This window comes from Serratia sp. YC16 (assembly GCF_009707615.1).
Lineage (GTDB): Bacteria > Pseudomonadota > Gammaproteobacteria > Enterobacterales > Enterobacteriaceae > Serratia > Serratia surfactantfaciens.
On sequence record NZ_WLYN01000012.1, the window covers coordinates 36,210 to 49,101 of the forward strand.

Annotated in this window: 12 protein-coding genes; 8 read left to right on the plus strand and 4 right to left on the minus strand. The window is 61.2% G+C overall.

The features are described from left to right. Positions 1-14 precede the first annotated feature (14 nt). The 4 genes from kdpB (at position 15) to kdpE (ending at position 6,148) form a co-directional block, all read left to right on the plus strand. Positions 15-2,084: a potassium-transporting ATPase subunit KdpB gene (kdpB, locus tag GKN89_RS21545; RefSeq protein ID WP_019454048.1), complete on the plus strand. Its 2,070-nt coding sequence runs from the start codon at positions 15-17 to the stop codon at positions 2,082-2,084. An 18-nt stretch (positions 2,085-2,102) separates the two neighbouring features. Next, a complete protein-coding gene (gene kdpC, locus GKN89_RS21550) occupies positions 2,103-2,672 on the plus strand; it encodes a potassium-transporting ATPase subunit KdpC (protein ID WP_025160037.1) in 570 nt (189 codons plus the stop codon). Between the two features lie 73 nt (positions 2,673-2,745). Beyond that, entirely contained in the window at positions 2,746-5,442 is a 2,697-nt protein-coding gene (kdpD, locus tag GKN89_RS21555) for a two-component system sensor histidine kinase KdpD (protein ID WP_074055157.1), read from the plus strand. A 16-nt stretch (positions 5,443-5,458) separates the two neighbouring features. Then, positions 5,459-6,148, plus strand: a complete 690-nt coding sequence (gene kdpE, locus GKN89_RS21560) for a two-component system response regulator KdpE (RefSeq protein WP_019454051.1) — start codon at positions 5,459-5,461, stop codon at positions 6,146-6,148. A 27-nt stretch (positions 6,149-6,175) separates the two neighbouring features. On the opposite strand, the gene GKN89_RS21565 is transcribed toward kdpE, so the two are convergent. The 4 genes from GKN89_RS21565 to seqA all read right to left on the minus strand — a co-directional run bounded on the left by GKN89_RS21565 (position 6,176) and on the right by seqA (position 9,576). Beyond that, on the minus strand, positions 6,176-6,475 hold the full coding sequence (locus GKN89_RS21565) for a DUF3861 domain-containing protein (RefSeq protein ID WP_154747744.1): 300 nt from the start codon (positions 6,473-6,475) through the stop codon (positions 6,176-6,178). After that, positions 6,475-7,122, minus strand: coding sequence for a PadR family transcriptional regulator (locus tag GKN89_RS21570; RefSeq protein ID WP_154747745.1), 648 nt, complete (start codon positions 7,120-7,122; stop codon positions 6,475-6,477). The genes GKN89_RS21565 and GKN89_RS21570 overlap by 1 nt, the downstream gene beginning before the upstream one ends. Before the next feature lie 191 nt (positions 7,123-7,313). Then, positions 7,314-8,957: a phosphoglucomutase (alpha-D-glucose-1,6-bisphosphate-dependent) gene (gene pgm, locus GKN89_RS21575; RefSeq protein WP_063919580.1), complete on the minus strand. Its 1,644-nt coding sequence runs from the start codon at positions 8,955-8,957 to the stop codon at positions 7,314-7,316. Positions 8,958-9,033: 76 nt separating this feature from the next. Next, positions 9,034-9,576, minus strand: coding sequence for a replication initiation negative regulator SeqA (seqA, locus tag GKN89_RS21580; RefSeq protein WP_019454056.1), 543 nt, complete (start codon positions 9,574-9,576; stop codon positions 9,034-9,036). A 224-nt stretch (positions 9,577-9,800) separates the two neighbouring features. Here seqA and ybfF point away from each other — a divergent pair, with 224 nt between their 5' ends. The 4 genes from ybfF (at position 9,801) to fur (ending at position 12,698) form a co-directional block, all read left to right on the plus strand. Next, a complete protein-coding gene (gene ybfF, locus GKN89_RS21585) occupies positions 9,801-10,574 on the plus strand; it encodes an esterase (RefSeq protein WP_019454057.1) in 774 nt (257 codons plus the stop codon). A 256-nt stretch (positions 10,575-10,830) separates the two neighbouring features. After that, on the plus strand, positions 10,831-11,118 hold the full coding sequence (ybfE, locus tag GKN89_RS21590; RefSeq protein ID WP_004939936.1) for a LexA regulated protein: 288 nt from the start codon (positions 10,831-10,833) through the stop codon (positions 11,116-11,118). A gap of 264 nt (positions 11,119-11,382) precedes the next feature. Further along, positions 11,383-11,922 (plus strand): flavodoxin FldA, encoded by a 540-nt coding sequence (gene fldA, locus GKN89_RS21595; RefSeq protein ID WP_004939938.1) that lies wholly within the window; start codon positions 11,383-11,385, stop codon positions 11,920-11,922. 329 nt (positions 11,923-12,251) lie between these two features. Continuing rightward, a complete protein-coding gene (fur, locus tag GKN89_RS21600) occupies positions 12,252-12,698 on the plus strand; it encodes a ferric iron uptake transcriptional regulator (protein ID WP_019454058.1) in 447 nt (148 codons plus the stop codon). The last annotated feature ends 194 nt before the right edge of the window (positions 12,699-12,892 follow it).

The window sequence follows — 12,892 nt, forward strand, 5'->3', positions numbered from 1 at the left end:
AGAGAGAATAAGAGATGACTCGCAAACAACGCGCGCTGTTTGAACCGGCTCTGGTGCGCACCGCGCTGATCGATGCGCTGAAAAAACTGGACCCTCGCGTTCAATGGCGCAATCCGGTGATGTTCGTGGTGTATATCGGCAGCATTCTGACCACCGCCATCTGGCTGGCGATCCTCACCGGCCAGACCGACGGCGCCGCCGCCTTTACCGGCAGCGTCTCCCTGTGGCTGTGGTTCACCGTGCTGTTCGCCAACTTCGCCGAAGCGCTGGCCGAAGGCCGCAGCAAGGCCCAGGCGGAAAGCCTGAAGGGCACCAAGAAAACCAGCTGGGCGAAAAAGCTGGCCGGCCCGCGCCGCGACGGTGCCACGGAGAAAGTGGCCGCCGAGAGCCTGCGCAAAGGCGATATCGTGCTGGTGGAAGCCGGTGACACCATCCCATGCGACGGCGAGGTGCTGGAAGGCGGCGCTTCGGTGGATGAAAGCGCCATCACCGGCGAATCCGCGCCGGTGATCCGCGAGTCCGGCGGCGACTTCTCCTCGGTCACCGGCGGCACCCGCGTGCTGTCCGACTGGCTGGTGGTGCAGTGCAGCGTCAATCCGGGGGAAACGTTCCTCGATCGCATGATCGCCATGGTGGAGGGCGCCAAGCGCCGCAAAACGCCGAACGAGATCGCGCTGACCATTCTGCTGGTGGCGTTGACCATCGTGTTCGTGCTGGCCACCGCCACCCTGTTCCCGTTCTCGCAGTACAGCGTCGAAGCGGCCGGCAGCGGCAGCGTGGTCACCATCACCGTGCTGGTCGCGCTGCTGGTCTGCCTGATCCCCACCACCATCGGCGGCCTGCTGTCCGCCATTGGCGTGGCCGGGATGAGCCGCATGCTCGGCGCCAACGTGATCGCCACCAGCGGGCGCGCGGTGGAAGCCGCCGGCGACGTGGACGTGCTGCTGCTGGATAAAACCGGCACCATCACGCTGGGCAACCGTCAGGCCTCGGAGTTTTTGCCGGCGCCGGGCGTGAAAGAACAGGAACTGGCGGACGCCGCGCAACTGGCCTCGCTGGCGGACGAAACGCCGGAAGGCCGCAGCATCGTGGTGCTGGCCAAACAGCGTTTTAACCTGCGCGAACGCGATCTGCAGGCGCTGAATGCCACCTTCGTGCCCTTCTCCGCCCAGACCCGCATGAGCGGCGTCAACGTGCAGGAGCGTATGATCCGTAAAGGCGCAGTGGACGCCATTCGCCGCCACGTCGAATCCAATCAGGGGCACTTCCCGCGGGCGGTGGACGATCTGGTGGAAAGCGTGGCCCGCACCGGCGGCACGCCGCTGGTGGTGGCGGAAGGCGCACGGGTGCTGGGCGTGGTGGCGTTGAAGGATATCGTCAAGGGCGGCATCAAGGAGCGCTTCAATGAGCTGCGCAAGATGGGCATCAAAACGGTGATGATCACCGGCGATAACCCGCTGACCGCAGCGGCGATCGCCGCCGAAGCCGGGGTGGACGACTTCCTGTCGGAAGCCACGCCGGAAGCCAAGCTGGCGCTGATCCGCCAGTATCAGGCGGAAGGCCGCCTGGTGGCGATGACCGGCGACGGCACCAACGACGCCCCGGCGCTGGCGCAGGCCGATGTGGCGGTGGCGATGAACTCCGGCACCCAGGCCGCCAAAGAGGCGGGCAACATGGTCGATCTGGATTCCAACCCGACCAAGCTGATCGAAGTGGTACACATCGGCAAGCAAATGCTGATGACGCGCGGCTCGCTGACCACCTTCAGCATCGCCAACGACGTGGCCAAATACTTCGCCATCATTCCGGCGGCGTTCGCGGCCACCTATCCGCAGCTGAACGCGCTGAACGTGATGCACCTGCACTCCCCGGCCTCCGCCATCATGTCGGCGGTGATCTTCAACGCTCTGGTGATCGTGTTCCTGATCCCGCTGGCGCTGAAAGGGGTGAGCTACAAACCGATGAGCGCCGCGGCCCTGCTGCGCCGCAACCTGTGGTTGTATGGGGTCGGCGGTCTGCTGGTGCCGTTCATCGGCATCAAACTGATCGACCTGATCCTGGTCGCGCTGCACGTCGCCGGTTAACCATTGAGGGAAATGAACATGACTTATTTACGACCTGCGCTGGTGATGCTGATCCTGCTGACGCTGATCACCGGCATCGCCTATCCGCTGCTGACCACCGGGCTGGCGCAGCTGCTGTTTCCGGGCGCGGCCAACGGTTCGCTGCTGTACCGGGATGACAAGGCGGTCGGCTCCGCGCTGATCGGCCAGAACTTCACGCGCGCCGACTATTTCTGGGGCCGTCCTTCGGCCACCGGTGATTCGGCCTATAATCCACTGGCCTCTGCCGGCAGCAACCTGGCGGCCACCAACCCGGCGCTGGATAAGGCTATCGCCGAACGCGCGGCGCAGCTGCGCCAGGCCAATCCGGCGATGAGCGGCCCGATCCCGGTGGATCTGCTGACCGCCTCCGGCAGCGGGTTGGATCCGCAGATTTCGATCGCCGCCGCACAGTATCAGCTGGCGCGGGTCGCGGCGGCGCGCCATCTGCCGCCGGAGCAGGTCGCCAAACTGATCGACGACAACGTCGATCGGGCCACGCCCAACTTCATGGGAGAATCGGTGGTCAACGTACTGAAGCTGAACCTGGCGCTGGATGCGTTGAAGTAACGCGTCGGATTCAGCATAGTGATAGGGTTCGGCGTGCCGAACCCCTTTTTGCTTGGTAACACAAGGAATTGTCATGGTCGAAGAAGAACAGCAGCGTCCCGATCCCGACAGCCTGCTGGCGCTGGCCAATGAAAAACCGCGCGGACGGTTGAAGGTATTCTTCGGCGCCTGCGCCGGCGTGGGTAAAACCTACGCCATGCTGCAGGAGGCCCAGCGCTTACGCGCTCAGGGGCTGGACGTGCTGGTCGGCGTGGTGGAAACCCACGGCCGCAGCGAGACCGCCGCCCTGCTCGACGGCCTGGCGCTGCTGCCGCAAAAACGCATTCAGCATCGCGGCCGACTGGTGCATGAATTCGATCTCGACGCCGCGCTGGCGCGCCACCCGGCGCTGATCCTGATGGACGAACTGGCGCACAGCAACGCCCACGGCTCGCGTCACCCCAAACGCTGGCAGGATGTGGAAGAACTGCTGGACGCCGGCATCGACGTGCTGACGACCGTCAACGTACAACATCTGGAAAGCCTTAACGACGTGGTGGGCGGCGTGACCGGCGTGCGGGTGCGCGAAACGGTGCCTGACCACGTGTTTGACGAGGCCAGCGAAGTGGTGCTGGTCGATCTGCCGCCGGACGATCTGCGCCGGCGGCTGCACGAAGGCAAAGTGTACATTCCCGGCCAGGCCGAGCGCGCCATCGAGCATTTCTTCCGTAAAGGCAACCTGATCGCCCTGCGTGAGTTGGCACTGCGTCGCACCGCCGATCGGGTCGATGACCAGATGCGCGAGTTTCGCGATACGCAAGGGCGCGAGAAAGTGTGGCACACCCGCGACAGCATTCTGCTGTGCGTCGGCCACAACAGCGGCAACGAAAAGCTGGTGCGCATCGCCGCCCGGTTGGCGGCGCGGCTAGGCTGCCACTGGCATGCAGTCTATGTGGAAACCCCCAAGCTGCACCGGCTGCCGGAAAACCAGCGCCGCGCCATTCTGCGCGCGCTGCGGTTGGCGCAGGAGCTGGGCGCTGAAACCGCCACCCTGGCCGATCCGTCCGAAGAGCGGGCGGTGCTGCGCTACGCTCGCGAGCATAACCTCGGCAAAATCATCATCGGCCGCCGCAGCGAGCAGCGCTGGAAGCTGCGCGGCAGCTTCGCCGATCGCCTCGGCCGGCTGGGTCCGGATCTCGATCTGGTGATCGTCGCGCTGGAAAGCGACAACGCACAGCCGCCGCCGGGCAAAGAGCACGACGGCCGCGGCTTCAACGAGAAATGGCGCATGCAGCTGCGCGGTTGCGCGGTCGCCGTGGCGCTGTGCGCGCTGATTACCCTGCTCTCCCAGTGGCTGCTGCCGGGCTTCGATCAGGCCAACCTGGTGATGGTCTATTTGCTCGGCGTGGCGATCGTCGCGCTGTTCTTCGGCCGTTGGCCATCGGTGCTGGCGGCGGTGATCAACGTCGCCAGTTTCGATCTGTTCTTCGTCCAGCCCGAATGGTCGTTCGCCGTCAGCGATATGCAATATCTGCTGACCTTCGGCGTGATGCTCGCCGTCGGCATCATCATCGGCAACCTGACCGCCGGGGTGCGTTATCAGGCCCGGGTAGCGCGCTACCGCGAGCAGCGGGCGCGCCACCTGTACGAAATGTCGCGCGGGCTGAGCCGCGCGCTGACCGTGGCCGACATCGCCAATACCAGCCGCCACTTCCTCTCCAGCAGCTTCCAGGCGAAAACCGTACTGCTGCTGCCGCAGGAGGACGGCCGGCTGCAGCAAATGGTCGGCGAAGAAGGCGGCCTGCTGTCGGTAGACGAGGCCATCGCGCGCTGGAGCTTCGACAAGGGGTTGCCGGCCGGCGCCGGCACCGACACCCTGCCCGGCGTGCCTTATCAGCTGCTGCCGCTCAATACCCCCAAGCAGACCTTCGGCCTGCTGGCGATCGAGCCCAACAACCTGCGCCAGCTGATGGTGCCGGAACAGCAGCGGCTGCTGCAGACTTTCGCGGTGCTGATCGCCAGCGCGCTGGAGCGGCTGCACCTGGCGCGCAGCGCCGAAGAAGCCAAGCTGGACGCCGAACGCGAACAGCTGCGCAACTCGCTGCTGGCGGCGCTGTCGCACGATCTGCGCACGCCGCTGACGGTGCTGTTCGGCCAGGCGGAAATTCTCACGCTGGACCTGGCGGCCGAAGGTTCCAATCACGCCACCCAGGCCAGTCAGATCCGCCAGCAGGTGCTGAGTACCACCCGGCTGGTGAACAACCTGCTGGATATGGCGCGCATCCAATCCGGCGGTTTCAGCCTGCGTAAAGAGTGGCAGTCGCTGGAAGAGATCGTCGGCGCCTCGCTGCACATGCTGGAGCCGCTGCTCAGCCAGCATCCGATCGTGGTCGAGCTGCCGCCGGAACAGATCCTGGTCAACTGCGACGGCAGCCTGCTGGAACGGGTGTTCACCAACCTGTTGGAAAACGCCAATAAATACGCCGGCGCCGAGGCCACCATCGGCATTCGCGCGCGCACGCTGCCCGAGTGGCTGGAAGTCGAGGTCTGGGATAACGGCCCCGGCATCCCGGCCGATCAGCTGCAGCTGATTTTCGACAAGTTTTCACGCGGCAATAAAGAGTCGGCGATCCCCGGCGTCGGCTTGGGGTTAGCCATTTGCCGTGCCATTATTGAAGTGCATGATGGCCGCATCTGGGCGGAAAACGGCGCCAACGGCGGCGCCAGCTTCCGCTTCGTGCTGCCGCTGGAAAAACCGCCCGAGATCGACGGCGACGCCTTCGATCTGTAATCAACGCAGGGGAAACGTGAGCATAACGCCAACCAACATTCTGATTGTTGAAGATGAAAAAGAGATCCGCCGCTTCGTGCGCACCGCGCTGGAGAGCGAAGGCCTGCGGGTGTTTGAAAGTGAAACCCTGCAACGCGGGCTGATTGAGGCCGGTACGCGCAAACCGGATCTGATCATCCTTGATTTGGGCTTACCGGATGGCGACGGGCTGAGCTACATCCGCGATCTGCGGCAGTGGAGCGCCATTCCGGTGATCGTGCTGTCGGCGCGCAACGCCGAAGAGGACAAAATCGCCGCGCTGGACGCCGGCGCCGACGACTATCTCAGCAAACCGTTCGGCATCGGCGAACTGTTGGCGCGGGTGCGGGTCGCGCTGCGCCGTCACTCCGCCAGCCAGCAGGAAAGCCCGCTAGTGAGCTTTTCGGAAATCACCGTCGATCTGGTCAACCGCCGGGTGCTACGCAACGACGAAGATCTGCACCTGACGCCGATAGAGTTTCGCCTGTTAGCGGAACTGCTGGCCAACGCCGGCAAGGTGATTACCCAACGCCAGCTGTTGAGCCATGTCTGGGGGCCGAACTACGTGGAACACAGCCACTACCTGCGCATCTATATGGGCCATCTGCGACAGAAGCTGGAAGCCGATCCGGCCCGGCCCAAACATCTGCTGACCGAAACCGGCGTCGGCTACCGTTTCATGCCTTAATCCCGACGGGCGCGGTTTGCCGCGCCTTTACGCCACCGGGCCCTTCTTCAAGCCAACCATAAATTCTTTAAACGCCTCGCGCAGCGGAGCGAACACCGGATGTTTGCGGTTTTCGATCATCACTTCGGAGAACAGTTTCAATCCTACGGCGAAGGCCGCGCTCTGTTCAGGGCCGAAGTTCAGATCGTCACGCGCCCGGATGCGCTCGACGATCTCGAGAATATCGTCGTGGTTAGTCACCTCAAAACTCAGCGGTGTTTTCTCGACGGGGTTGCCCTGGCGATCGCTCAGGGCTTCAACGGTAATGTTAAAACGGTGGCCGGGCATCAGTTCTTCTCCTGCTGCGTGGGTTGAATTTGCATTTCGCTTTCGATCGACGCCACGGCGGTCAACAGCGCGGCGTTGATGCGCTCCACCTGCTGCGGCGTAAGATCGGCGCGCATCACGTTGCCGCGCAGCAGACTGCGCAGACGGTTCATGGCGTCGTAAATGCCTTCCGCCAGGTTGCCGTGCCGATGATGCTCGCGGCCGGCGCCCGCCAGACGCGCCAGAATGACTTCAACTACCTGTTGATGCTTTTGCAGCTCGCCCTCGCCCGCCGTGGTGATGCGGTAGCTTTTGCGGCCGTTGCCGGTGGTGAGCGGTTCGAGAAAGTCCTGCTCTTCCAGCAGCGTCAGCGTGGGGTAAATCACCCCCGGGCTCGGCACGTACAGGCCGGAAGAGGCTTCTTCGATCGCTTTGATCAATTCGTACCCGTGGCTGGGCTTGCGCGCCACCAGCGCCAGCAGTACCAGGCGCAGATCGCCGTGTTCGAACAGGCGATGACGCCCGCCGCGGCCACCGCGCCCGCCTCGGCCATGCTCTTCGCCGTCGCCGCCGAAGTGATGGCGCCCGCCGCGATGATGGCGGCCATCGCCTGCTTCGCATTCATGGTGGTGGTGGTGATGCCGGTGCAAACCTAATCGATGAAACATGGTGTGATACCTCGCTTTAACAGTGAACATCAATACGAGGTTGTTTAGATATATCTAAACAGCGTCGATAACGCTAATCTAGATCGATATATCTAAATGCGCAAGCCTGCGCCGAGAAAAAGATATATCTAAATTACAGGCATAAAAAAAGCGCTGTAAAAACAGCGCTTTTTATCAGACGAGAACAGCGATTATTTGGCGGAAGCCAGCACTTCGCTGACGATTTCGACCGCTTCGTGCTCGATTTTCTCGCGGTGTTCCGCCCCGAGGAAGCTCTCGCAGTAGATCTTGTATGCCTCTTCGGTACCGGAAGGACGGGCCGCGAACCAGCCGTTGTCGGTCATCACTTTCAGGCCGCCGATCGAAGCGCCGTTGCCCGGCGCAGCAGTCAGACGCGCGGTGATCGGGTCGCCCGCCAGGGTATTGGCCTTAACCATCTCCGGCGACAGCTTGGACAGCGCCGCTTTTTGCGCCGCCGTCGCCGGCGCCTGGATGCGGTTGTAGCTTGGCGCACCGAAGCGCTTGGCCAGATCGTCATAGTGATGCTGTGGATTTTCACCGGTTACCGCGGTGATTTCAGCCGCCAGCAGACACATGATAATGCCGTCTTTGTCGGTCGACCAAGGTTGGCCGTTGAAGCGCAGGAACGAGGCCCCGGCGCTCTCTTCGCCGCCGAAGCCCAGGCTGCCGTCGAACAGGCCGTCCACGAACCACTTGAAGCCGACCGGCACTTCCACCAGCTTGCGGCCCAGATCGGCCACCACGCGGTCGATCATCGCGCTGGACACCAGCGTTTTACCTACCGCGACATCGGCGCCCCACTGCGGGCGGTGCTGGAACAGGTAGTTGATGGCCACCGCCAGATAGTGGTTCGGGTTCATCAGGCCTTTTGGCGTGACGATGCCGTGGCGGTCGTAATCCGGATCGTTGGCGAACGCCAGATCGAATTTGTCGCGCAGCGCCAGCAGGCCGGCCATCGCCGACTCGGACGAACAGTCCATGCGGATGATGCCGTCGTGGTCCAGGTGCATAAAGCGGAACGTCTGATCGATGGAATCGTTCACCAGCGTCAGATCCAGCTTGTAGTGCTCCGCCACACGTTGCCAATAGGCGATGCCGGAACCGCCGAGCGGATCCACGCCCAGCTTCAGACCGGCGCGTTGGATGGCCGGCATGTCTACCACCTCAACCAGCCCTTCGACATAAGGCTGCACCAGATCTTTGGCGTGCAGATGGCCGCTGTTCCAGGCCTTGTCCAGCGACTGGCGCTGAACGCCCTTCAACTGCTGCGCCAGCAGGTCGTTGGCGCGCTTTTCGATCACCGACGTCAGGTTGGTGTCGGCCGGGCCGCCGTTCGGCGGGTTATACTTGATGCCGCCGTCTTCCGGTGGGTTATGGGACGGCGTAATGACGATGCCGTCGGCTTGCGCGCCGCCACGGCGGTTGTGGCACAGAATGGCGTGCGATACCGCTGGCGTTGGCGTGAAGCCGTTGTTTTCCTGCACGATCACATCGACGCCGTTGGCGGTCAGCACTTCCAGCACGGAAATGAAGGCCGGTTCGGACAGCGCATGGGTGTCCTTGCCCACATAGCATGGGCCGGTGGTGCCCTGCTGATGACGAACTTCAGCGATCGCCTGGGCGATGGCGAGGATGTGCGCTTCGTTGAAGCTGTGGCGCTGCGCGCTGCCGCGGTGGCCGGAGGTGCCAAATTTCACCGCATGTGCGGGATTGCCGGCTTCCGGTTGCAGCACATAGTACTGCGACGTCAGCTGGGCTACGTTGATCAGATCGCTTTGGCGGGCGGGCTGCCCGGCACGTGGATTATTCGCCATCGACATATCTCCCTCATCCCTGTCGGTGACCGGGCAATATGTCGCGCACGGCCATCATGACGGGCTGTTCGCTAAATTAGACGGTACCGCAAACTTTCTCGATCAGTTCCGCCGGGAACTGCATGGCCTGCATGATGTGTTCGATCATGCTGCGTTTGCGGCCGGTATTGGTATTGGTGATCACCCAGTAAGGGGTGCCCGGTACATGCTTCGGCTTGGTGTGCGTGCCGTTGGCCAGCAGGGTCTGCTGATCGCCGGCGAAATAGGTGCGGGTACGGCCGGTCAACGCCTCGGTGGCAGCGGCGAAACCGGCGGCATCGAGGGTGTACAGCGTGGACAGCACCAGCATGAAACGGTTGACCGCTTTGTTCTGCTCGGCGTATTCATCCGACAGCAGCAGTTCGCGCATGGCGCGCACGCGATCGCGCGGACGCTGCGCCGGGGCCGCCTTTTCCAGCTCGACGGACTGCGACGCACTGGCGGCAGGCAACGCGCGCACCGGCTGACCGGCGGTGAATTTCAACATGCGGCGTAAAATATCGGACGCGCTTTCACCGATGTGTTGCGTGTGGCTGGCAATATAACGGTAAAGCTCTTCGTCGACTTCAATAGTTTTCATCTTTATCCAATACTGTTTTTTCTACTTAGAACCTGAAGCCAGATCCTGCATTCAAGCCATGGGATTATAAGGTTAAAAGCGCTGGAGCGAACACAACAATGTGCCTCCGGACGGCAAATGCAGACTAATACCTATAGCCGGCACTGCCAAGCCCGCGCCGCGAAAATTCCGCATGATTCATCGTGCGATTCAATCATGATACCCTAATCTGAATCTCTCTCAGTATGAACTTCGCCATGAAATTACATTATCAACTGCTGGCCGCCGAGTCAGATGCGCTGCCGGTGCTGCTGATCCACGGGCTGTTCGGTAATCTGGACAACCTGGGCGTGCTGGCACGCGATCTGCACCAGCAGCACAGCGTGATCAAAGTCGATCTGCGCAACCACGGCCTCTCCCCGCGCGCCGACGACATGAACTACCCCGCCATGGCGCAGGATCTGCTGGCGCTGCTCGACGAACTGCAGCTGGATAAAGCGATCGTCATCGGCCATTCGATGGGCGGTAAAGCGGCGATGGCGCTGACCGCCATCGCGCCGGAGCGCATCGCTAAGCTGATCGTCATCGACGTGGCGCCGGTGGATTACCAGACTCGCCGCCACGATGAGATCTTCGCCGCGCTGAAGGCCGTCAGCGCCGCCGGCATCACCCAACGCCAGGCGGCCGCCCAGCTGATGCGCGACTATCTGCAGGAAGAAGGCGTGATCCAGTTCCTGCTGAAGTCCTTCCACAATGGCGAATGGCGCTTCAACCTGCCGGTGCTGATCGAACGCTACGAAGACATCACCGGCTGGCAGGACGTGCCGGCCTGGCCGCACCCGACGCTGTTCATTCGCGGCGGCCTGTCGCCGTACGTGCAGGACAGCTATCGTGCGGACATCGCCCGCCAGTTCCCGCAGGCCCGCGCCCATGTCGTCGCCGGCACCGGCCATTGGGTGCACGCCGAAAAACCGGACGCGGTGCTGCGCGCCATCCACCGTTTCCTCGACGAAGCCTGAAAAATACGCTCATCTGGCGAAAAAACGCGCTAAAGATAACGGCTTAGCGCGTTTAGCCCGCAGTTAGGCATTGTCGCCGCTCCATCTGCTGGGGTAATATGGCGCGCTATAATTTTGCCGCCGCGCCAGCGCGTTCGCGAACGCCGGTTCGGGGGTGAATTTGGGTTAGGGTTTATTGGCCCGAAGTGTGTTAACCGATGCCTCCGGAAGCGTGCGAGCGCTTTTTGATGCAAACTCCCTTGCAGTACCGCTACCTATGGCAAAAGAACAAACGGATCGCACGACGCTGGATCTGTTCGCAGATGAACGCCGTCCGGGGCGCCCGAAAACCAACCCGCTTTCCCGCGATGAACAGCTTAGAATCAATAAGCGCAATCAGTTACGGCGCGATAAAGTGCGTGGATTGCGGCGCGTAGAGCTGAAAATCAACGCGGATGCGGTGGACGCCCTGAACAAATTGGCGGAACAGCGCAACATTAGCCGCAGCGAACTCATCGAGCAGATGCTGTTGGCGCAACTGGCGGAAGAACAGCCGGAACATTGATCTCTTCGGCCGCACGCGCGGCGCGGCGTTAAGGACAACGCCGGATCGACCACGCTTTTCTTCATTCTCCGGCATCGCATAAATGCGATAAAACCCCGGCGCCACTTTCTGGCATGATACGCATTTACCGGCAAGAGACTGCGCCTGTCGGCGCCCGCCTCCGTGGCGAAAGGCTCTTGTCATGGCATCATTTTAATCGGCGTCAGCGGCGGCAGTGCTGGCATCGAGTAATGCAATTACTTGAATTTAAAGGTTATACGCGATATGGCTACTGTAGGCATTTTCTTTGGCAGCGACACTGGCAATACCGAAAACATTGCCAAAATGATCCAGAAAATTCTCCAGAAACAGTTTGGCGACGACGTCTCTGAAGTACACGACATCGCTAAAAGCAGCAAAGAAGACCTGGAAGGGTTCGATATCCTGCTGCTGGGTATCCCGACCTGGTACTACGGTGAAGCGCAGTGTGACTGGGATGATTTCTTCCCGACGCTGGAAGAAGTCGATTTCAACGGCAAACTGGTGGCGCTGTTCGGCTGCGGCGACCAGGAAGACTACGCGGAATACTTCTGTGACGCGATGGGCACCATCCGCGACATCATTGAACCGCGCGGCGCGGCCATCGTGGGCCACTGGCCGACCAAAGGCTACCACTTCGAGGCCTCCAAAGGCCTGGCGGACGACAACCACTTCATTGGTCTCGCGATCGACGAAGACCGCCAGCCGGAGCTGACCAACGAGCGCGTCGATGCCTGGGTCAAACAGATCGTCGAAGAGCTGAGCCTGGCCGATATCGTCGGCTAAACGCCGCAACTGGCGAAAGGTTGAACAAAGGCCCTGTAAAGTGCATAGTGTGCGCACAGGGCCATCATCGGCAGCAGGGATTGCTGCGATAGAAGCTACAGATTTGTAACTTCCCACCCCGTCAAGGTAGACTGAGTTATCGGTTTATCCCACCCATCAAGGCGTTGCATGCAAAACATGCAATAGTGCAATTATATCTTTGTTAACAACCGGCGGTTTCCATTTAGTACAACCGGTTCTATAATGAGACGCATTAACTCTTTGTGCCGACCGATGCCACAGGCGAGTACGCCTCAACTTGATTAGCATAGTAACAGGACTGAATTCGCATGACCGACAACAACATCGCATTGAAGAAGGCCGGCTTAAAAGTCACGCTTCCGCGACTCAAAATCCTGGAAGTACTGCAAAATCCGGAATGCCATCACGTCAGTGCGGAAGATTTGTACAAAAAACTGATTGATATGGGCGAAGAGATCGGCCTGGCAACGGTTTATCGCGTACTGAACCAGTTTGACGATGCGGGCATTGTGACACGTCACAATTTCGAAGGCGGCAAGTCCGTGTTCGAACTGACCCAACAGCATCACCACGATCACCTGATTTGCCTGGACTGCGGCAAAGTGATCGAATTCAGTGACGAATCCATCGAAGTGCGCCAGCGTGATATCGCCAAGCAGCACGGCATCAAGCTCACCAACCACAGCCTGTACCTGTACGGCCACTGTGAAACCGGTGACTGCCGCGAAGACGAAACGCTGCACGACAAGAAGTAAGCCTGACCGGTTATGAAAAACCGCCTCACCCTGAGGCGGTTTTTTTATGCTTGCCGAACGGCGAGCAAAAAAATCCCCGGACCAGCCGGGGAAAGATCATGTCATGAAATACTACAATTGCAGCGGCACTGCGACTCCACGTACTGCTCTCACTTTCACGTCCGCTTCACGCCGACACGCGCAGAGGCGGACGC